This is a genomic window from Ensifer sp. SSB1 (assembly GCF_016652895.1).
GTDB lineage: Bacteria > Pseudomonadota > Alphaproteobacteria > Rhizobiales > Rhizobiaceae > Ensifer.
In genome coordinates this window covers 1-20,629 of record NZ_JAEPRP010000132.1, presented here as the reverse complement: position 1 = coordinate 20,629, position 20,629 = coordinate 1, and the positions used below count along the sequence as shown (strand labels likewise).

23 protein-coding genes are annotated in these 20,629 nt (G+C 62.9%); 19 read left to right on the top strand and 4 right to left on the bottom strand.

Translation table 11 applies throughout. The annotated features are described in order from the left end of the window. The 3 genes from I8N66_RS26640 to I8N66_RS26630 all read left to right on the top strand — a co-directional run. A partial coding sequence (locus tag I8N66_RS26640) for an FAD-binding oxidoreductase (protein WP_291160232.1) occupies positions 1–456 on the top strand: 456 nt, incomplete at its 5' end. Positions 457–734: 278 nt separating this feature from the next. Further along, complete coding sequence (locus I8N66_RS26635) at positions 735–1,649, top strand: transglutaminase family protein (protein WP_291160230.1); 915 nt, start codon at positions 735–737, stop codon at positions 1,647–1,649. 135 nt (positions 1,650–1,784) lie between these two features. After that, positions 1,785–1,934, top strand: a complete 150-nt coding sequence (locus I8N66_RS26630; protein ID WP_223725322.1) for a hypothetical protein — start codon at positions 1,785–1,787, stop codon at positions 1,932–1,934. 9 nt (positions 1,935–1,943) lie between these two features. On the opposite strand, the gene I8N66_RS26625 is transcribed toward I8N66_RS26630, so the two are convergent. Both I8N66_RS26625 and I8N66_RS26620 read right to left on the bottom strand, forming a co-directional pair. After that, positions 1,944–2,336 carry a nuclear transport factor 2 family protein gene (locus I8N66_RS26625; RefSeq protein ID WP_113539196.1) on the bottom strand — a complete coding sequence of 131 codons (393 nt, stop codon included), beginning with the start codon at positions 2,334–2,336 and terminating at the stop codon, positions 1,944–1,946. 44 nt (positions 2,337–2,380) lie between these two features. Next, the gene (locus I8N66_RS26620) at positions 2,381–2,998 is read right to left on the bottom strand and encodes a TetR/AcrR family transcriptional regulator (RefSeq protein WP_113539197.1); all 618 of its coding nucleotides are present in this window, start codon (positions 2,996–2,998) and stop codon (positions 2,381–2,383) included. Between the two features lie 116 nt (positions 2,999–3,114). Between I8N66_RS26620 and I8N66_RS26615 the strand changes: the two genes are divergently transcribed. The 7 genes from I8N66_RS26615 to I8N66_RS26585 all read left to right on the top strand — a co-directional run bounded on the left by I8N66_RS26615 (position 3,115) and on the right by I8N66_RS26585 (position 10,298). Beyond that, positions 3,115–4,212 (top strand): extracellular solute-binding protein, encoded by a 1,098-nt coding sequence (locus I8N66_RS26615; protein ID WP_291160222.1) that lies wholly within the window; start codon positions 3,115–3,117, stop codon positions 4,210–4,212. A 99-nt stretch (positions 4,213–4,311) separates the two neighbouring features. Continuing rightward, positions 4,312–5,175, top strand: coding sequence for an ABC transporter permease (locus I8N66_RS26610; protein WP_291160235.1), 864 nt, complete (start codon positions 4,312–4,314; stop codon positions 5,173–5,175). A gap of 2 nt (positions 5,176–5,177) precedes the next feature. Further along, positions 5,178–5,969, top strand: a complete 792-nt coding sequence (locus I8N66_RS26605; protein ID WP_291160219.1) for an ABC transporter permease — start codon at positions 5,178–5,180, stop codon at positions 5,967–5,969. After that, entirely contained in the window at positions 5,966–7,066 is a 1,101-nt protein-coding gene (locus I8N66_RS26600) for an ABC transporter ATP-binding protein (RefSeq protein ID WP_291160215.1), read from the top strand. Before I8N66_RS26605 ends, I8N66_RS26600 begins: the two co-directional genes overlap by 4 nt. A gap of 4 nt (positions 7,067–7,070) precedes the next feature. Beyond that, on the top strand, positions 7,071–7,805 hold the full coding sequence (locus I8N66_RS26595; RefSeq protein WP_113539201.1) for an MBL fold metallo-hydrolase: 735 nt from the start codon (positions 7,071–7,073) through the stop codon (positions 7,803–7,805). A 16-nt stretch (positions 7,806–7,821) separates the two neighbouring features. Then, positions 7,822–9,255: an aldehyde dehydrogenase family protein gene (locus I8N66_RS26590; protein ID WP_113539202.1), complete on the top strand. Its 1,434-nt coding sequence runs from the start codon at positions 7,822–7,824 to the stop codon at positions 9,253–9,255. A gap of 197 nt (positions 9,256–9,452) precedes the next feature. Next, positions 9,453–10,298: a DMT family transporter gene (locus I8N66_RS26585; RefSeq protein ID WP_113539233.1), complete on the top strand. Its 846-nt coding sequence runs from the start codon at positions 9,453–9,455 to the stop codon at positions 10,296–10,298. 95 nt (positions 10,299–10,393) lie between these two features. Here I8N66_RS26585 and I8N66_RS26580 read toward each other — a convergent pair whose 3' ends face one another. Further along, positions 10,394–11,572 (bottom strand): aminotransferase, encoded by a 1,179-nt coding sequence (locus tag I8N66_RS26580; RefSeq protein ID WP_291160210.1) that lies wholly within the window; start codon positions 11,570–11,572, stop codon positions 10,394–10,396. Between the two features lie 74 nt (positions 11,573–11,646). Next, the gene (locus tag I8N66_RS26575) at positions 11,647–12,693 is read right to left on the bottom strand and encodes a LysR substrate-binding domain-containing protein (protein ID WP_291160207.1); all 1,047 of its coding nucleotides are present in this window, start codon (positions 12,691–12,693) and stop codon (positions 11,647–11,649) included. Positions 12,694–12,916: 223 nt separating this feature from the next. Here I8N66_RS26575 and speB point away from each other — a divergent pair, with 223 nt between their 5' ends. The 9 genes from speB to I8N66_RS26530 all read left to right on the top strand — a co-directional run. Next, positions 12,917–13,978 (top strand): agmatinase, encoded by a 1,062-nt coding sequence (speB, locus tag I8N66_RS26570; RefSeq protein ID WP_291160204.1) that lies wholly within the window; start codon positions 12,917–12,919, stop codon positions 13,976–13,978. A gap of 92 nt (positions 13,979–14,070) precedes the next feature. Continuing rightward, entirely contained in the window at positions 14,071–14,865 is a 795-nt protein-coding gene (locus I8N66_RS26565; protein WP_291160201.1) for a transporter substrate-binding domain-containing protein, read from the top strand. A 60-nt stretch (positions 14,866–14,925) separates the two neighbouring features. After that, a complete protein-coding gene (locus tag I8N66_RS26560; protein ID WP_291160199.1) occupies positions 14,926–15,594 on the top strand; it encodes an amino acid ABC transporter permease in 669 nt (222 codons plus the stop codon). Beyond that, positions 15,591–16,238, top strand: coding sequence for an amino acid ABC transporter permease (locus tag I8N66_RS26555; RefSeq protein WP_113539208.1), 648 nt, complete (start codon positions 15,591–15,593; stop codon positions 16,236–16,238). The genes I8N66_RS26560 and I8N66_RS26555 overlap by 4 nt, the downstream gene beginning before the upstream one ends. A 72-nt stretch (positions 16,239–16,310) precedes the next feature. Continuing rightward, the gene (locus tag I8N66_RS26550) at positions 16,311–17,390 is read left to right on the top strand and encodes an ABC transporter substrate-binding protein (RefSeq protein WP_113539234.1); all 1,080 of its coding nucleotides are present in this window, start codon (positions 16,311–16,313) and stop codon (positions 17,388–17,390) included. Between the two features lie 123 nt (positions 17,391–17,513). Beyond that, positions 17,514–18,551 (top strand): ABC transporter ATP-binding protein, encoded by a 1,038-nt coding sequence (locus I8N66_RS26545; RefSeq protein WP_291160194.1) that lies wholly within the window; start codon positions 17,514–17,516, stop codon positions 18,549–18,551. Next, the gene (locus I8N66_RS26540) at positions 18,548–19,402 is read left to right on the top strand and encodes an ABC transporter permease (protein ID WP_291160192.1); all 855 of its coding nucleotides are present in this window, start codon (positions 18,548–18,550) and stop codon (positions 19,400–19,402) included. The genes I8N66_RS26545 and I8N66_RS26540 overlap by 4 nt, the downstream gene beginning before the upstream one ends. Next, positions 19,399–20,199: an ABC transporter permease gene (locus I8N66_RS26535; RefSeq protein WP_223725309.1), complete on the top strand. Its 801-nt coding sequence runs from the start codon at positions 19,399–19,401 to the stop codon at positions 20,197–20,199. Before I8N66_RS26540 ends, I8N66_RS26535 begins: the two co-directional genes overlap by 4 nt. Beyond that, the coding region (locus I8N66_RS26530; RefSeq protein ID WP_291160188.1) for a nitrilase-related carbon-nitrogen hydrolase at positions 20,196–20,629 on the top strand (434 nt) is incomplete at its 3' end. The genes I8N66_RS26535 and I8N66_RS26530, both read left to right, overlap by 4 nt.

Below are 20,629 nucleotides of genomic sequence, written 5' to 3'. Positions count from 1 at the left end.
ATGTGCGTCGAGGACGTACGCTACATTCTCGATTATTTCCGCCTGTCCGCCGACAAGCGCATGATCTTCGGCGGCGGCACCGTTTATGGCGGTACCGATCCGGCTGATGTGGTCGCCAAGCTCAAGCCCAATCTCGAAAAGGTGTTCCCAGAACTCAAGGGCGTGAAGATAGACTATGCCTGGAGCGGCAATTTTGCGCTCTCCTTCACCCGCGTGCCGCAGATGGGCCGCATCGGCTCCAACACCTATTTTGCCCACGGCTACAGCGGCCACGGCGTCACCGGCTCGCATCTCTTCGGCCGCACGCTCGCCGAGGCGATCGATGGCGATACGACCCGCTACGACGTCTTCGAGAAACTGCCCTGGTATCCGTTCCCGGGAGGGCGCATGTTCCGCGCGCAATATTCGACGATCGGTTCCTGGTGGTACCAGTTCAAGGATGCCGTCGGGCTATAGGTGGTCGGCCGCTATCCTCTGCCGCAAGGACGGTGTCGCGCGTGGGCCGAGCGTCGTTTTCGCGCCTGACGCGATACCGTCCGGTTGCCTGATGCGCTAGTATCGGCCCATCAACATCGGCGCGCCCGCCGAAGGGCGCAGCCTGCATGCATTTGCTTGCATCGGAGGGCCGCCTGCGCGGTTCCCTTCGTATACGGATACCAAGGAAGGCCTGCGTTTTCTGGGCGGGCAGGGCAGAGGGGGAGCCGACCGTTCCCCATCGATCTTGGAGGTCTGAGATGTTCGTGCGCTTTGGCTATGAAATCGGCATTCGTTGTCCGCAGCCGACTCCGATGATGACCTATCTTTCCGTCGTGCCGGAGCGACGGGGTACCCTTTGTCGCGAGCATGGCCCGCTGTCCATGCCGCTGGTGAAGATGGAACAGATCACCGATCCGCACGGCAACACCTGCCTGCGGATGACGGCGCCAGAAGGCGACTTCAAGCTCTCCTATGATGCCGTTATCGAGGACGACGGCAAGCTCGATGCCTCCGATCCCCTGGCGGGAGCGGTCCCGGTCGAAAATCTGCCGGCAGCGTGGCTACCCTACCTTGCCGCCAGCCGTTACTGCGAAACGGACCGGCTGGGCGCGCTCGCCTGGCGGCTCTTCGGCGATGTGCCGGCCGGATGGGATCGCGTTCAGGCAATCTCGGACTATGTCCACGAGCGACTGGTCTTCAGCTATGGCTATGCCCAGGCGATGCGCACGGCGCTCGAGGCTCATGAGGATCGCGTCGGCGTCAGCCGCGACTATGCCCATCTCGCCATAACCTTCTGCCGCTGCATGAACATGCCGGCGCGCTATGTGAACGGTTACATGGCCGACGTTCCGAAAAGCGAAAATCCGGCGCCGATGGATTTCAACGCCTGGTTCGAAGTCTTCCTCGGCGACCGGTGGCACACCTTCGACGCCAAGAACAACCAGCGGCGGGCTGGCCGCATCGCCGTTGCCCGGGGTCGCGATGCGGCAGACATTCCGCTGATTCAGACGTTCGGCAAGCATGAGCTGACCGCGTTTACGGTCTGGACCTGCGTCGAAGTGGACAGCGCGTTGACGCGCTCGCACCGCGCATCCGACGTTTCGCTGCTGACGCCGTGGTTCAGCGAGAGCTGGTCGAAGCATCTGAAGGAGCGCAACCGCAACCGGCATTGATGGCGTCCGCCCGCTGAACTGATTTTTTTACGATCTGTGCAATTTGCGGAAAATAATATCTACAAACTCAATGGAGAATATAGGAGAACAGGATAGTCGATGGGCTGATGCCCCTCGCAGGAACGGAGAGACGCGATGAACGCTGCGAAACCGATGATCCAGTCCCGCTATTCAATCTACGGGACGGCACCGCAACGCCGCTCACACGTTCATCTGGTCCCGCACGCAATCGCCATCGTTGCCGCCTTTTCCTTCGTCAGCGCCGTAGTGGTCGGCGCCTTCTGAGGCCAGCCTTCAGCCATGCCGTGACAGGTGCTCATGCACGGCGAGCCAATCTCCCGATGACGCCCGCTCGAAAACGATCGTTTCCCGCTCGTCGGCAGTCGCCGGTTCTCCATTGAATTCCAGTTCCGTCTCGACGCGGTGCGTGAAGACCGCGACATCGCCCATGCTCTGGACATTCCGCTCGCTCGACCGGCACGCATGGACGCGAAAACCATCCCGTTCCTCCCAAAGCGACCATTCTGCCTCGTATTCGGCGCGGCTCTTCAGCGGCCGGTCGAGCGTATGGAAGATGAAGGTGGCATTGGGCGCAAAGGCCGAGAAGTAGGCGGCGCGATCGTGCCGGGCAAAGGCGGCGACAAGCCGGTCAGCGGCCGCAAGCACCGCCTGTTCGAGATCTGACATCGGGTTCCCTCTTTTTGCCGAGCGCGGCTCGTTTGTGGTGACGGTCAGCGTGCCGCGATCAACGTCGCAAGCGGGCGGTTCTGGCGTGAGACCCGGGCCTTGAGATCGTCGAGCGTCATGGTTTCGCGCTTGGCGAACTCGGTGAACATCATGTTGAGATTGTTGAAGAACATCTCGCCGACCGCCTCGGCATCGACGTCAGGCGCGACGACGCTCTTGGCCTGCAGCTTGCGGATCAGCGTCGAAACCTGCGCGCAGAGCCGGCGATCAAGATCCGTATAGCGCTTGCTGAAAGGGCTCTCCGGCTGCTGGATGGCGAGCGCCATCGCCGTCCGCCACATCTCCTTGCTGAGATAGTAGAGCGAGTGGTCGTAATATTCGCCGATCAGGGCATCCAGGGCGCCCATGACGGATGCCGGCGGATTGTCGACGATCGATCCGCCCCCCGCGAGCACCTCCTCGACTTCCATCGACACGGTGGCGAGCAGGATGTCGCCCTTGTTTTCATAGTAATTGTAGAAGGTTCCGACCGAAATCTCGGCGCGCTCGGCAATGTCCTCGATGCGCGCGCTGTCATAGCCGACTTCGCGAAAGAGCACGGCGGCGGCGTCGAGAATTCGCCTGTTGCGATCGGCCTTTTGCCGTGCGCGCAGTCCCGTCATTCCAGTGTTTCCCCGAATTATGAATTGGTTCAAAATTGAGATTGACTTAAAAAATGAATTCATTCAATCTTTTTTTGAAGACGCCGAAACGAGCGTCAAAACAAGAGGGCAACAGCATGATGCAGTCAGTTCGTGACGGTGCGCGCCTGCGCCGTTTTTTCTCTTCCACGGCCGCAATCGCGATTGCTGCGCTGTCGACGGTTGCCGCACCGGCGCCCGTCTTCGCGCAAGAGGAGCTCAATGCGCTCGTTTGGTGCGACCACACCGATCCTGCGCTTCTCGAACCGTTTGAAAAGGCCAACGACGTCAAAGTGAACGTCAAGGTCTATGAGGGCACTGGGGCGGGGCTCTCGATCCTCGACCAGTCGCAGCCGGGTGACTGGGACGTGCTCGTCATCGATGGCGTCGACGTGCACCGCGCCATCGATCTCGATCTGCTTGCCGAAATGCCCGCCGATGCGCTGCCGACCGCCGACATCTTCCCGGAAGTGCGCATGGAGGCGAACAACACCAAGGACGGCAAGATCTACGCCGTCACCGAGAAGTTTGGCTACAACACGATTTCCTACGACAAGACCAAGGTCGACCCGAAGGACATGCAGGACCTGTCGATCATCTGGTCGGACAAGTACAAGGGCCGCATCGCGCTCTATGACTATTACCTGCCGATGATCGGTCTCGTCGGGCTTGGCCTCGGCAAGAAGACTGCCGAGCTCAGCGAAGCCGACATGCCGGCGATCAAGGAAAAACTTGCGGCGATGCGTGCGGTCTCCAAGCAGGTGAGCGACGTCGTCTCCTCGCAGACAGCCCTTGCGACCGGCGAAGTCGACATCCTCGTCGGCGGCGGTGAATGGATCACCGCGGTTCTCTCGGCCGACAAGCCGAACCTCGACTGGACCATCCCCGAGCAGGGCGCCGTGCGCTGGGCGCAATCGATCGGGGTCATGAAGGATTCGACCAAGCAGGATCTGGCGCTGAAGTTCGTCCAGTACATCGTGAGTCCGGAGGGGCAGGCGCGGCTTGCGACGTCGTCCTGCTACTGGGCGATGCCGGCCAATGCCAAGGCGGGCGAGCATCTGACCGACCAGCAGAAGGCGGCGCTGCGCTTCGACCAGCAGGCGGAATACCTGAAGAAGACCCAGCTTTACCCGATCCCGTCGTCCGAACTCGACCAGCAGTTCCAGGACGCCTGGACGGAAATGCTGCAGCAGTAAACCGATGGGCGGGTGCGATACGTCCTGCGTCCGCCCATATTCGTCGCTCGCCCGTAACCGCTTGATTCTGGGACAGCAATGGCAGATTCCGCAGCTTTGATATCAGCGACCGCGCTCGAAGATACAGAACGCCGCAAGGCCTGGGGCTTTGTCGCGCCCGCGCTGCTGTGGACGCTCGCCTTCTTCGTCGTGCCCTTCGCCTTCATGGCGGCCATGAGCCTCTGGAAACGGGAGGGGCGCGACATCGTCCATGTCTGGAACTTTGACAACTACGTCCGCTTCTTCTCCGAGAACGCGCTGTTCCGGGGATTGATCAACTCGCTCGAAATCACCGTCATCGTCACCGTGATTTCCGTGCTGCTTGCCTATCCGCTCGCCTGGATCATCGCCGAGCGGGTGCCGAAGCGGCTGCAGCGAATGGCGCTCATCCTGGCGATCCTGCCGTTCTGGACCTCCTATGTGGTGCGCTCCTATTCCTGGCTGCTGGTCTTGTCGAAGAACGGCGTGATCAACCAGTTGTTCATGAACATCGGTCTGATCTCCGAACCGCTGGCGCTGGCCAGCACCCGCACCGCGACCGTGATCGGCTTCGTGCATTTCTTCGTCATGCTTTTGACGCTGACGATCTATTCCAACCTGATCCAGCTGTCGCCGAACTACCGGCGCGCGGCGGCCGACCTCGGTGCCAACGCGTTCCAGACTTTCTGGCACGTGGTGCTGCCCTTGACGCTGCCGGGCATCATGACCGGCGCTTTCCTCACCTTCGTGCTCTGCATCGGCGACTACGTGACGCCGCAGATTCTCGGCGGCAACAACGAGCTGGTGCTGCCGCAGATCATTATGCTGCAACTCGGGCGTCGGGCGGACTTCCCGATGGCGGCGGCGCTGTCGATCGTCCTGATGCTCGCTGTCACCGTCGCCTATGTCGCCTGCGCCCGCTGGTTGAAGATCGAGAGGGCCTGACGATGCTGCGCCAGATCTCCGCAAGCGTGCTCTCCTGGACCTATCTCGTCCTCGTCTATGCCTTCATCTTCCTGCCGGTCGCCGTGCTGGTGCTTTTCTCCTTCCAGGATGGCCGTCTGCCGGTGCCGCCGTTCAACGGCTTCTCGCTGCAATGGTACGAGGCGGTTTTCGCCGACCGCAAGCTGATGGCTGCTCTCGGCAACTCGATGGTCGTGGCACTCGTCTCCTCGGCCATCTCGGTGCTGCTTGGTTTCCTCGCGGCCTATGCGCTGGCGCGCTACAAGCTGCCGGGCTCGGCGCTGCAAAGGGGGCTGCTGATCGCGCCGATGACGGTCAGCTACCTGATCATCGCGCTCGGCCTGCTGTCACTCATGAATGCGCTGCATATCCCGCTGTCCCTGATGACCGTCGGCGTCGGCCATGTGGTGATCAACCTGCCGCTCTGCTTTGCCATCATCTATGCCTCGATGGGCGATCACCACATCAACATCGAGCGGGCGGCGCGCGATCTTGGCGCCAGCGATTTCAAGGTTATGGCGTTGGTGACGGCGCCGATGCTGATGCCCTCGATCCTTGCCGCCTTCTTCCTCTCCGTCACTTTCAGCTGGGACGAGTTCATCATCGCCTTCCTGCTGTCGCGCTTCGACGTGACGCTGCCGGTGGAGATCTGGAGTATGCTGCGCTCCGGCCTCAACCCCAAGACCAATGCCATTGGCTCGCTGGTGTTCCTCGCCTCAGTGGCCATTCTCCTCATCCTCGAGCTCTCTTTGTTCGGAAGGACGAAAAAACAATGACTGCGCCGGTCTCGATCGAAAACGTCAGCAAGATCTTCGGTGCCTTCACGGCGCTCGACAACGTTTCCCTCGATATCCGGGCGGGCGAGTTCATCGTCCTGCTCGGACCGTCGGGCTGCGGCAAGACCACGCTTCTGTCCATCCTCGGCGGCTTTCAGTCGCCAAGCACGGGCCGCGTGGCGATCGGCGGCAGGGACATGACCTATGTCGCGCCGGCCAAGCGCCCGACGACCACGATGTTCCAGGACTATGCGCTGTTTCCGCATATGCGCCTCGTCGACAATGTCGGCTTCGGGCTCAGGATGCGCGGACTTGCCAAGGCCGAGCGCGAGGAAAAGGCGCTCGGTTTTCTGGATCTCGTCGGGCTGAAGGCCTCTGCCGGCAAAAGGCCGCATGAACTTTCGGGCGGCCAGCGTCAGCGCGTGGCGCTCGCCCGCGCGCTGGCCGTCGATCCGGACGTCCTGCTTCTCGACGAACCGCTCGGCGCGCTCGATCTGAAACTTCGCCGCCAGATGCAGGATGAGCTGAAGGCGATCCAGAAGCGGGTCGGGACCACTTTCGTGCACGTCACCCACGACCAGGAGGAGGCGATGGCGATCGCCGACCGCATCGTGGTGATGAACCAGGGGCGGATCGAGGATTTCGGCCCGCCGTCTGAGATTTATATGCGCCCGCGCTCGCTGTTTTCAGCGGGGTTCATGGGCGAGGTCAATTTCGTTTCCGGTCGTGTCGCGGCGGCGGATGCCAGCTCCGCCCAAGTCGAAACACCACTCGGCAGCCTGGCGTTGCCGGCCGGCAATTTCACCGCATCGTCGCCGAAGGCCGGGGACCGGATCATGCTGACTATCCGGCCCGAGCATTTCCGCGCCGACGACAAGGCAGAGGGACCGACGGTGACGCTCGGAGAGGCGCGGGTCGCCGGCAGCGCCTTTTTCGGCACGCACTATCGTTGCCACCTGCAGCCCTGTGCTGCGGATACGAGGGCGCTTGTGGCACACCTGCCGCAATCGGCAAGCGTGCGCGAGGGCGAGATTGTGCCGCTTGCCGTGCGCGCAACCGACGTCGTAGCTTTGCCCGCCACAGGTGGACACGCGTAGCACGATGCAGAGAATTGCCCCCAAGGACTGGTACCGGGTGAGACGGCTCGACGATGGCGTCACCATCATCGACGAGCCCTTTATCCAGGAGTTCTACCGCTGCAACATCTGGCATGTGCGCGGCCGTGACCGCGACATGCTCGTCGACAGCGGCATGGGCGTCGTGTCACTCAGGCAATGGGTGCCGCTCGTCACCGAACGTGCCTTGGATGCCGTCGCTAGCCACACCCACTTCGACCATATCGGCTGCCATCACGAGTTCGAGTGCCGCTGCGTGCATTCCGCCGAGGCGGAGCTGCTGGCGCATCCGACCCGCAAGAACACGCTTGCCGATCCCTATGTCGCCGACGAGATCTTCGACGCATTGCCGCCCGAACCCTACGCCTCCACCACCTATGCGGTGAGGGCGGCGCCGGCGACGCGGCTCTTGGAAGACGGCGACCATATCGATCTCGGCGACCGGGTCTTCGAGGTGATCCATACGCCCGGCCATTCGCCCGGCGGGATTGCGCTTTGGGAGGCGAAAACCGGCGTGCTCTTCTCGGGCGACATTCTCTATGACGGGCCTCTGATCGAGGACACCTATCATTCCAATGCCGACGACTACCTGGCGTCGATGGAACGGTTGCTCGCGATCCCCGCGCGTATCGTTCATGGCGGACATTTTCCGAGCTTTTCCGGCGAGCGCTATCGCATGCTGATCCGGAACTGGCTCGCGGAGAAGCAAAAGACAAACTGACGGGAAGGAGGAGCGAATGCTCGACAAACGCAAGTTCTACATCAATGGCGCCTGGGTGGATCCCATCGTCGCAAACGATCTCGAGGTGCTGAACCCGGCGACGGAAAAGCCGGTTGCGGTGATCTCGATGGGCACCGCCGCAGACATCGACCGGGCCGTTGCGGCCGCCAAGAAGGCCTTTGCTACCTACAGCCGGACCAGCGTCGAGGAACGGCTGGCGCTGCTCGAAAAGCTGCTCGCCGTCTACAAGCGTCGCTACGACGAGATGGTCGATACCATCACCATGGAGCTCGGCGCACCGAAGACCATGACCCGCGAACAGCAGGCCGATGTCGGCATCGGCCACCTGCAGGGTTTCATCGACGCGCTGAAGCGCCTGAAGACCCGTGACCGGCTGCCGAACGGTGACGTCATCCTGCGCGAGCCGATCGGCGTCTGCGGGCTGATCACGCCCTGGAACTGGCCGGTCAATCAGATCGCGCTGAAGGTGGTGCCGGCATTGGCGACGGGATCGACCTGCGTCTTGAAGCCCAGTGAATTCACGCCGCTCAACGCTATGCTCTACGCCGAGATGGTGCATGAGGCGGGCTTCCCGGCCGGTGTCTTCAACCTCGTCAACGGCGACGGTGTCAACGCCGGTGCGGCACTCTCAAAGCATCCGGACATCGACATGATGTCGTTCACCGGCTCGACCCGCGCCGGCATCGCCGTCAGCAAGGATGCGGCCGAGACCGTCAAGCGCGTGACGCTGGAGCTTGGCGGCAAGTCGCCGAACATCGTCTTTGCCGATGCGGATCTCGAAGACCGCGTTGCCGGCAGCGTGCTCGAATGCTTCAACAATTCCGGCCAGTCCTGCGACGCGCCGACCCGAATGCTGGTGGAGCGCAGCGTTTACGACCAGGTGGTCGAGATCGCCAAGCGCGTCGGTCGCAAGGCGAAGGTCGGCGACCCCACCCAGGAAGGCGACCACATCGGTCCGCTCGTCAGCCACATCCAGTTCGGCCGGGTGCAGGCGCTGATCGAGGTGGGCATTGCGGAGGGCGCGCGCCTCATCGTCGGCGGTGCCGGCAAGCCGGAGGGCTTCGAAACCGGCTACTTCGTCAAGCCGACGATCTTTGCCGATGTCAACAATGAGATGCGCATCGCCCGCGAGGAGGTCTTCGGCCCGGTACTCGCCATCATTCCCTTCGATACCGAGGAGGAAGCGATCGCGATCGCCAACGACACCAACTACGGTCTCGCGGCTTACGTGCAGACGGGTGACCCCAAGCGGGCCGAGCGTGTTGCCGGTCGCCTGCGCGCCGGCATGGTGCACATCAATGGTGGGCCACATCGCTACGGCAGCCCATTCGGCGGCTACAAGCAGTCCGGCAACGGTCGCGAAGGTGGCATGTTCGGCCTTGAGGACTTCCTGGAAGTGAAGACTGTCCACGTTCCCGACGCTGCCTGAGCAAAGCGCAACATCCTCTGAAGGACGGCCGCCGCAATCTTGTGGCGGCCGTTTTTCTTTCAGGCTTGGGCGCGCAAGGACTGTCACCGGCAGCCGGCATCTGATAGCTCGTCAACGATCTGCAGCAGACCACTGCTCCCTTCCGGATGCCTCCCGTGACCCACCCACATCATTCCTCGGCCCACAATCGCGTTGCCATGGCAGCACTTCTCATCGGCGGCGCTGCGATCGGCGGCTCGCCGATCTTCGTGCGACTGTCGGAAGTCGGGCCGATGGCGACCGCCTTCTGGCGCGTGGCTCTGGCATTGATTCCGCTTCTTGCCTGGACCTGGTTCCGCCCCGAGGGCGCCGGCGGGCGGCGACCGGAAAAGCTCTCGGAATATGCGTTGCTCATCCTTCCTGGCGTGTTTCTCGCCATCGATCTCGGCGCCTGGCACTACGCGCTCAGCAAGACCTCGGTCGCCAACGCCACGCTGCTTGCCAATCTGGCGCCCGTTTTCGTGACGCTCACGAGCTGGCTTTTGTTTCGCTCGCGCGTCAGCGTCATCTTCGCCATAGGCCTCATCACGGCGGTTGCGGGCGTGGTGATCCTCAAGGGTGGACCGATGGCGCTCGGTGAGGGCAATCTGCTGGGGGACGGCATCGCTGTCATCGCCGCCATGTTCTATGCCGGCTACATCCTGGCGATCGGGCGGCTGCGCAGCTTGTTCAGCACCGTGCGCATCATGATCTGGAGTACGGCGTCTGCAGCAATCTGCATGCTGCCGATGGCAGTCCTGTTCGAGCCGACGCTCTTTCCGGCGACGACGTTCGGGTGGGCGATGCTCTTCGGTCTCGCCTTTGTCAGCCATGCCGGCGGGCAGGTGGCGATCACCTATGCGCTTGCCTATCTGCCGCCCGCCTTTTCCTCGCTGACTTTGCTGTTGCAGCCGGTCGTGGCGGCAATTCTCGCCTGGATCCTGCTTGCCGAGCCGGTGGGCATGATGCAGGCGATCGGCGGCGTCATCGTGCTTGTCGGCATCCTGATCGCGCGGCGCGGGTAACGCTGCGCGCTTTCCTCAGAGCAGTTCCGGGGCTCAGACCAACTCCACGAATAGTGTGAAACGGTTTCCCGTCCGGAACTGCGTCACTTCAAGTCTCAAAGGCCGGGCGGCGTGAAGTTCGCCAGCCGCTCTTCAAGCTTGCGGATCGTTTCGGCGTCGGCATTGGCGAAGGCAAAGCGCAGGTAGTTCTCCTGGCCTTCGCCGAAATAGTCGCCGGGCAGGCAGACGACGCCGGCGAGCTTGGCCAGCTTCTCTGCGATGAACTGCGAGTCGATATCCGGGAAGGGGTGGCGGACATAGGCGAAATAGGCGCCGACCGCCTGCAGCTTCCACTTCGGCAGGCGGCTCATGACGTCGCGCAGCGCATCGGCTCGTGCCGCGATTTCGGCGCGGTTCGTCTGACGCCAGTCGGCAAGAGCCGGGATTGCCTTCGCGACCGCGGCCTGGGCCGAGCGCGGCGCGCAGATCTGCAGGTTGTCCATGATCTTCGTCACCTGCTCGATGACGGCAGGGCCGGCGGTGATCGCGCCCAGGCGATGACCGGGAATGCAGAAGGATTTCGAGAAGCTGTAGAGGCCGATGAAGCTTTCCTGCCAGCCTTCGGCTGAAAGCAGGCCATGCGGGGCGGCAGACGCGTCGGGCAGGAAGTCGCGATAGGTCTCGTCGAGGATCAGCCAGACGCCCTTGCCGCGGCAAGCCTCGTAAATGCGGCCAAGCAGCTCCGGCGGATAAACGGCACCGGTCGGGTTGTTGGGCGAGACGAGCGCGAGTGCGCGGATGCCGGGGCGAAGCGCTGCAGCGATCGCGTCGACCTCCGGCAGGAAGCCTGCGCCGGCGTCGCAGGGCACGAGCTCGACATGGATGCCGAGCATCGAAAGCGTCGTTTCCTGGTTGAAGTAGTAGGGGTTGGTCATCAGGATCGTGTCGCCCGCGCCGGCAATAGCCATTGCCGTGCAGATGAAGGCCTGGTTGCAGCCCGAGGTGATATGGATGTTGTCGGCCGTGATCACGGCACCATAGAGCCCGGCGACATGGGCCGCATAGGCGTCACGCAGCACCGCTTCGCCCTCGATCGCGCCATAGCCGGTATAGGCAGTGGAGGCGGCAGCTTCGCCGAGCCAGGCCAGCATGTCCGGATGGGCGGGATAGCCGGGCACCGCCTGCGACAGGTCGATCAGCGGGCCACGGGAGCCGTCGTAGGATTTCGCCCAGGCCAGCACCGAGGGCACGGGCGGCGGCGAGAGCTTTTCGACGAGCGGGTTGAAATGCGGCATGGCGGGAGTTCCTGCGTTAGATAGTTTCAAGCGGGATGCGGGCGAACATCGTATACACTTTTCCTCCTCCCGCTTCAGGCCTTGGCTTTAGGTTTCAGCGGACGATCTGAGCGGCGATCGCGGCTTGGCGCCGAGACCGGCTGAAAGCCGTCCGGCTTCGATTTACGATCAGTTGGCTCGGATTTCGAGGTCCGGCTGCGAATAATCGTGCGCGCTGACGTCTGGAGCTCGGGCATCGGGTCGCTTTCGAGCGTCGCAAACATCCAGTCGATGAAGATGCGCACGATCGGTGCGGCCAGCACTTCATTGCGGCAGGCGACGAAGAAGGCGTCGTTGGCGGGCACCGTCAGGTCGAAAGGGGCGATCAGTTCGCCGCGCGCGATGAGGCTGCCGGCGGTGATGGTGTCGCCGAGCGCGACGCCCTGGTTGTGCAGCGCCGCTTCGGTTGAAAGCCGCGCATCGCTCATGAAATGCTGCTGGCCGCGCTGCAGGTCGCTGGCATCCGCCGCTGCGAGCCAGGTGTTCCACTCGCGTCCATCGTCGCCATGCAGCATCACGTGGTCGCGCAGATCCCGGACGGAACGCAAGGGCCGCATGTTGACGAGCGTCGGGCTTACGACCGGGAAAAGTTCGAGACGGCTCCAGAGCTTGGCCCAGGCACCGGACCAGTTGCCGTCGCCGTAGATCAGGCAGACGTCGACATCGGGCGAGTGCAGATAGGCTTCGTCGTTGGAGGCGATCAGCGTCAGGCGCACGTCCGGATATTGCTCGGTAAAGAGGTGCAGCCGCGGAATCAGCCAGAAGGAAAGCAGCGCCGGGACGCAGGTGATGCGGAGTTCGCCGCTCGTCGTCGGCCGCGTCATTGCCGCCGTCGCCGCGGCGATCTCGGCGAAAGCATGGGTGACCGCCGGCAGCAGCAGCGCGCCCTGCGGCGTCAGTTTCAGCCGCTTGCCGCCGCGCTCGAACAGCGCCGCCTTGACCGAGAGTTCGAGCGCCCGGATCTGGTGGCTGATCGCACCGTGGGTAACGTTCAGCTCGCGCGCCGCAGCCGACACGGAGCCCCGCCGCGCCGTCGCTTCGAAGGCACGCAAGGGGTTGAGCGGGGGCAGGCGGCTGGACAAATCTGGGCGTTCCGGCGGTTACAGTTATGTGAATTTTTCTCACACGAAACGCTATAACAATGTCAATTGATTTTCTAGTCGAATTACCGCCTAATGTTCATCAACAAAGGCGAAAACGCCTGGGGAACATGATCGCGCCGGACGAGCCGGCCCCATCCGCAGACAGATATCTGTGGCGCTTCACGCGCATGCCTCGGGCTATTCATGACGGAGGATTGAACGGATGGCCTGGGACAACAACAAGCTTGCCGAATTGAAGGCGAAGTACGGCGAAAGCCACGGCGGCGAACTGTTCGATCCGACCTTCCGCAAGGTTGCCGACAAGATCTTCAACAAGAGCGGCACGCGTCTCGCACCCTATTCCGGCATCCCGACCTTCCTGACGGCGCCGCACATGCCCGTCGATGCAGAAAACCCGGACTTTGGCAATCTGCAGGTGGCGATCGTCGGCATTCCGATGGATCTCGGCGTCACCAACCGTCCGGGCTCGCGTTTCGGACCGCGGGCGCTGCGTTCGATCGAGCGTATCGGCCCCTACAACCACGTGCTCGGCTGCACGCCGGTGCAGGAACTGCGGGTCGCCGATATCGGCGACGTGCCGTTCCAGAGCCGCTACCGGCTGGAACTCAGCCACGAGGATATCGAGAAGCGCATCAACCAGATCGTCGAAGCCGGCGTGCTGCCGCTCTCGGTCGGCGGCGACCACTCGATCACCCATCCGATCCTCAAGGCAGTCGGCAAGAAGCGCGCCGTCGGCATGATCCATATCGACGCCCATTGCGACACCGGCGGCGCCTACGACCTCACCAAGTTCCACCACGGCGGTCCGTTCCGCAACGCGGTGCTCGACGGTGTGCTCGACCCGACTCGCGTCGTGCAGATCGGCATTCGCGGCTCGGCCGAATATCTCTGGGAGTTCTCCTACGAGTCCGGCATGACGGTCATCCATGCGGAAGAAGTGACCGGTCTCGGCATTCCCGCGATCATCGAGAAGGCGAAGAAGATCGTCGGCGATGGCCCGACCTATCTCTCCTTCGACATCGACAGCCTCGATCCGTCTTTCGCTCCGGGCACCGGGACGCCGGAAGTGGGTGGCCTCACGACCCGCGAAGTGCTGGAATTGATCCGCGGCCTCAAGGGAGTCAATCTGGTCGGCGGCGACGTCGTGGAAGTGGCGCCGCAATACGACTCGACCACCAATACCGCCCATGCCGGCGCCCAGGTGCTCTTCGAAATCCTGAGCCTCATGGTCTTCAGCCCGGCGATCACAGGCAAGTCCGCCTGACGCCCGGAAAAATGTTTGTCGGCTGCCGGACCGGAACCGGCGGTCGACCACCAGACTGCACAATCACAAAGCTTCCGGGTAGGGGAATTACCATGACGATCCATGCAAAACTGAAGACAGCATTCGCCGCTGCCCTGATGCTCGGTGCAGCCGCCGGCATCGCCAAGGCCGATGCGCTCGCCGATATCAAGTCCGCCGGCCAGATCAATGTCGGCATCTTCTCCGACTTCCCGCCGTTCTCGTCTGCCAGCGCCGACATGAGCATCAAGGGCTACGATGTCGACGTGGCCCAGCAGATCGCCGATGACCTCGGCGTCAAGCTGAACCTCGTCAGCGTCACCGGCCAGAACCGCATTCCCTATCTCAACGACAAGCGCGTCGATATCCTGATGAGCGTCGGCTTCTCCAAGGAGCGCGCCGAGGTGATCGATTTCGCTGCTGCCTATGCGCCTTACTACATTGCCGTCATCGGCCCGGCGGAACTGAAGGTCGCCGGCAAGGAAGACCTTGCGGAGAAGACCATCGCCGTCAACCGTGGCACCTTGGAAGACACCTCGCTCACCGAGGCAGCGCCGGCCAATGCCGACATCCAGCGCTTCGACAACTACAATGCGGTGATCCAGGCCTTCATTTCCGGCCAGACGCAACTGATGGTCGTCGGCAACGACGTCGGCGCACAGGTGCTGGCTCGCCAGGAGGCGCTGAGGCCGGAACAGAAATTCCAGCTTCTGACCTCACCGTCGCATATCGGTCTCAACAAGAGCGAGGAAGGCCTGAAGAAGGCGGTCAATGACTCCGTCGCCAAAATGCTCTCGGACGGCAAGTTGAACGCGAGCTCCGAAGCCTGGCTGAAGACGCCGCTCAACCCCGAGAACCTCAAGGACTAACAAGAGCCTGACGGCCGCGAGGAGCCTGAGCTTCTCGCGGACCTCTGGGGAGGCGCGACGATGGGCTACGGCCTCAGCTTCGGTTGGCTCAAGGACGCCGCGGGCGCGATCGCCCATGGCGCGGCCATGACCGTGTTCCTGATCGCCTGCACGACCGTGCTAGGCATCCTGATCAGCATTCTCTTTGCCGCCGCCCGTCGCAGCCGCTACTCGGTGCTGCGCAAGGCCGTGGCCGTCTATGTCGAAGTCGTCAGGAACACGCCGTTTCTGGTGCAGCTGTTCTTCATCTATTTCGGACTGCCGAGCCTCGGCATCCGGCTAGACCCGATCGTCGCGGCCATTCTGGCGATGACGCTCAACATGGCCGCCTATACGACCGAGATCGTCGGCGCAGGTCTTGACGCCGTACCGAAGGGGCAGAGCGAGGCGGCCTTTGCGCTTGGGCTCAAGCCCCGTCAGGTCTTCGTCAAGATCATCCTGCCGCAGGCGCTGAAGGTGATCTTTCCGGCGCTCACCAGCCAGGTGATCATCATGATGCTGGAATCAGCCGTTGTCTCGCAGATCGCGGTGCGGGAGCTGGCGCACGAGGCGGACTTGCTTCAGGCCCGGACCTTCCGCTCATTCGAGACTTACTTCGTCGTCACGCTGATCTATCTCGCCCTGTCGATGGCGATCCGGCGGCTCTTCGTTGCCGGTGGCAGGCGGGCGCTTGGAGCAGACGTGTCATGATCGAATTCACCTTTTGGGACATCCTGCGCAACCTGATCTTCGCCACGCGGTGGACGATCCTCCTGTCGGTTGTCGCTTTTGCCGGTGGGGCTGCGGTAGGACTGATGATCCTGGCTGCGCGCATCTCCGAGCGCCGCTGGCCACGCCGCCTCGGTTCCGGTTACATCGCGCTCTTCCAGGGCACGCCGCTTTTGATGCAGCTGTTCTTGATGTTCTTCGGTCTGCCGATGCTGGGCTTCCGGATCGAGCCGTGGACGGCGGCGGCCCTCGGGCTCACCTTCTATGCCAGCGCCTATCTTGCCGAGATCTGGCGCAGCGGCGTTGAGGCATTGCCGCGCGGCCAATGGGATGCCGGGGCGAGCCTGGGGCTTCATCGCCTGCAGGAACTGCGGCTCGTCATCCTGCCGCAGGCCTTCGCTATCACCCGGCCGGCGGCCGTCGGCTTTCTCGTGCAGCTCATCAAGAGCACGGCGCTCACCTCGATCATCGGTTTCGAAGAGCTTCTCAGAACCGCGAATGCGATCAATAATGCCACCTTCGAACCTTTCACGGTCTATGGGCTGGTGGCAGTCATCTTCTTCGTGCTGTGTTATCCGCTGACACAATATGCACGGATGTTGGAGCGCAAATCACCCGCGCACTGAGACTGAAAATATGCAAGAAATCAAACAGAACAGGGAACAGGCGGATCACCGCCGGAACAAAGGAGACAGATGATGATCACCACTTCCATCAAGCGACGGACGCTGCTCGGTGCCGGCCTCGCCGGCGCTTCCATGCTGGCGATGCCGTCGATCCTGAGAGCGCAGGACAAATCGCTGAAGGTCGGCGTCTACGGCGGCTATTTCAAAACCTCGTTCGACAAGAACATCTTCCCGGAATTCACCAAGGCGACGGGCATTGCCGTCGAATCGATCGCAGAGCCGACCGGTGAAGCCTGGCTCGTCCAGCTCGAGCAGGCCGCCCGCGCCGGCCAGGCCCCGGCCGACGTCTCGATGATGTCGCAGGTGGCGATGCTGAAGGGTCAGTCGACCGATCTTTGGACGCCACTCGATACGGCGAAGATCAAGAACGCGTCGAACCTGCTCGACCGCTTCGTCAACAAGTATCCGGATGGCCGCATCGCCGGCATCGGCGCCGTCTCCTGGTACATCACGCTGGTGACCAACACCGACGTCTACAAGGAAGCACCGACCTCCTGGTCTGCCTTCTGGGATCCGGCGAACGCTGACAAGCTCGGCCTGCTGGCGCTCGTTTCCAACTCGTTCCTGCTCGAAGTGACGGCCAAGACCTTCATGGGCGGCACCAATGCGCTCGACACGGAAGAGGGCTTGTTGAAGGCCTTCGACAAGCTGGCCGAGGTCAAGCCGAACGTCCGCCTCTGGTACCGCGACGAAGCGCAGTTCGAGCAGTCGCTGAAGTCGGGCGAAATCCCGATGGGCCAGTACTATCACGACGTGACCGGCCTTGCGGCGGCCGACGGTCATCCTGTCCGCTCCACCTTCCCGAAGGAAGGCGGCATCCAGGATTCCGGTTGCTGGGCGCTGTCGCGCGCCTCGCAGAAGTCGGAAGAGGCCCATATCTTCATCGACTACATGTGCCAGCCCTCGATCCAGGCGACGCTGTCGCGTAAGGTCGGGACGTCGCCGACCGTCAAGCGCGAAGTCACGGATCTCACCGACAAGGAGTTCGCAGCCGTCTCGTCCGACATCGAGCCGATCATTCCGCGCTACGACCTCTACCAGACGAAGTCGGATTGGCTGAACCAGAAGTGGACCGAGCTGATCGTCGGCTGAGCCTGATCGACGACCTTCCTCGACCTTCGAGGAAGAACTGGACTTAACGACGGGGAGGGCCTTTCGGCGCTCCCCGCCTGAACCCTTCCCATGAGGAGGAGGGGACCATTCCGCGGAGAAACAATGTCCGGACTTGCCCTTCAAAACGTCGTCAAGGAATTCGGAGCCTTCAGGGCCGTCAACAATGTCGACCTGACCGTGCCGCACGGCACCTTCGTCTGCATGCTCGGCCCCTCCGGTTGCGGCAAGACCACATTGCTGCGGATGATCGCCGGCCTCGATCTGCCGACCGGCGGGGCGATCCGGCTCGACGGCGAGGACATCACCCGCGTGCCGACGCATAAGCGCAATCTCGGCATGGTGTTCCAGTCGCTGGCGCTGTTTCCGCATCTGACCGTCGGTGAGAACATCGCCTACCCCTTGCGCATTCGCGGTGCGGCAAAGGAAGACCAGAAGAAGCGCGTCGACGAGCTGCTGGCGATGATCCATCTCTCCGGCTACGCCGACCGTCCCGTTGCCAAGCTTTCCGGCGGCCAGCGCCAGCGGGTGGCGATCGCACGTGCACTGTCGATCTCGCCGAAACTGTTCCTGCTCGACGAGCCGCTGTCGGCGCTTGACGCCAAGCTGCGCGAAGCGATGCAGGTGGAATTGCGCCAGCTGCAGCAGAAGCTCGGCATCACCACCATCGTCGTTACCCACGACCAGCGCGAAGCGATGACCATGGCCGACACCGTCGTCGTCATGAGCGGCGGCGAGATCCGCCAGGCCGCGTCGCCGATCGAAATCTATCGCCGCCCGGCCGACAGCTTCGTCGCCGACTTCATCGGCCAGACCAACCTGCTCGACGTTCAGGCCGACAGCACCGGTCGCGCCGAAGTGCTCGGCCACGTGGTGCCGGGCCTTGCCTTGCCGACAGGAGCCAACAAGGGCACGCTCTCGGTGCGCCCGGAAGACGTGCATCTGACCGCGCCCGGCGCCGGCGCGCTCACCGGCAAAGTTACCTTCGTGCGCGATCTCGGCGGCACGATCGAAACCTTCCTCGATATCGCCGGCCGCCAGATCGTCGCCGTCTCCACGCCGCGCGCCCGGCCCGACGTCTCGGTCGGCCAGGAGGTCGGCATCGCGCTCACCCCCGATGTCTGCGTGGTGCTGAAGAAATGAGACGCGAACCGCCCCAGACCCTCGGCGACTATCTGCCGCTTCTCTTTCCCGCAGCGATGCTAACGATCTTCTTCGTTGTGCCCTTCGGCACGATGATCGCCGTCAGCTTCTTTCAGCGCCAGCAGGGCGGCTTTTATACGCCGGCCTTCGTCTTCGACAATTACGCCCGTTTCCTCTCGGTCTTTTTCGGCGGCGTGCTCGGCTTTTCGCTGATGTTGGCCGTCATCGTTGCCATCTGCTGCGTCGTGCTCGCCTTGCCCTTCACTTACATGCTGACGCGCATGGCGCGCAAAGTGCAGGTCTTCTGGCTGGTGGCGCTACTGTCGATCCTGTCGCTCTCGGAAGTGATCATCGGCTTTGCTTGGTCGACGCTGTTTTCGCGCACCGCAGGGATCACCAATATCCTGGTCGCGCTCGGCATCATGGAGCAGGCCAAGGCCTTGACGCCGAGCTTCGGCGCGGTTTTGACCGGCATGGTCTACCAGGCCTTTCCCTATACGGTCCTGGTGCTTTTCCCGGCGCTCGTCCGTCTCGATCCGACGCTGACGGAGGCGGCGCGCACACTCGGCGCATCGCCGCTGAAGGCCTTCTTCACCGTGGTCGTGCCAGCGCTGCGCAACACCATCACCGCCACGCTGATCATGGTCTTCATCTTCGCGCTCGGCTCCTATCTGTTGCCGCAGCTTCTCGGCCGGCCGCAGCATTGGACGCTGTCGGTGCTGATCACCGACCAGGCGATCTACCAGTCGAACATGCCGTTTGCCGCCGCCATGGCCGTGTTCCTCGTGCTGGTGACGCTCGGCCTCGTCGCGCTCACCGTGATTGCCGGACGCAAGGGAGAAGCGGCATGATCTCGATGTTCCGCAGGGCCTATTTCTTCCTGATCGGCCTGTTCCTGGCGCTGCCGCTGATCGTCGTTGCCGGCGTTTCCGTCAACGAGAAGCAGACGCTTGCCTTTCCGCCGCAGGGCTTTTCGCTTTCCTGGTACGGCGAAATCTTCCTCAATCCGGAATGGCGCAACGCCCTCTTTGCCTCGGTGACGCTGGCCGTGCTTTCGGCAGCGCTTGCGGTCGCGATCGCCCTGCCGCTCTCCTGGTTCCTGTGGCGGCGCATCGCACCCTGGGCGAACATCTTCCAGCTTCTCGGTGTGGCGCCGTTCACGCTGCCGCCGGTCATCACCGCGCTCGGCATGCTCACCTTCTGGGCGACGGTCGGCTTTTACGGCCAGCCCTGGACGGCCGTCGTCAGCCACGCGATCTTCTTCGTGACGCTGCCGCTGGTGACGCTTTCGCTCGGCTTCACCTCGATCGACCGATCTCTCGTCGAGGCGGCCTCGACCATGGGCGCCGACGAGCGCACGATCTTCCGTACCGTCGTGCTGCCGCTGATCCTGCCCTATATCGTTTCCGGCTATGCCTTCGCTTTCGTGCTGTCGCTCAACGAATATATCGTTGCCTACATGACAGTCGGCTTCACGGTGGAAACGCTGCCGATCAAGATCTTCAATGCGCTCCGTTACGGCTACACGCCGACCATGGCTTCGGTGACGATCCTGTTCGTCACGACCGCTGCGGTGATCTTCGGTCTCGTCGCCCGCTTCGGCGACCTGCCGAAGCTGCTTGGCGCCATGTCGTCGGATGGTAAATGATGAAGCTCGCAGCCCTCCAGATGCAATCGGCGGCGGGCGACGTCGCCGCCAATCTCGACCGGATCGCGCGTGCTGCGGCAGAAGCTGCCGCCCAAGGGGCGACACTGCTCCTGACGCCCGAACTCGGCATCACCGGTTACGGCGCCGGCGCGGCGCTGGCGGCACTCGCCGAAGCGCCGGATGGGGCGATCGTTCAGCGTCTGAAGGCGATCTCGTCTGAGACGGGCATTGCGCTCATCGCCGGCTTTGCCGAGCGTGACGGCAACGATGTCTACAACAGCGCCGTCTATGTCGATGGCGGTGCAGCGCCGGTCGTCTATCGCAAGTCTCATCTCTACGGCGATTACGAGCGCTCGATCTTCAAGGCGCCCGGTCCCGAGGCAAAGCTGTTCGTGCATCGCGGCGTCACCTGCGGCATGCTGATCTGCTA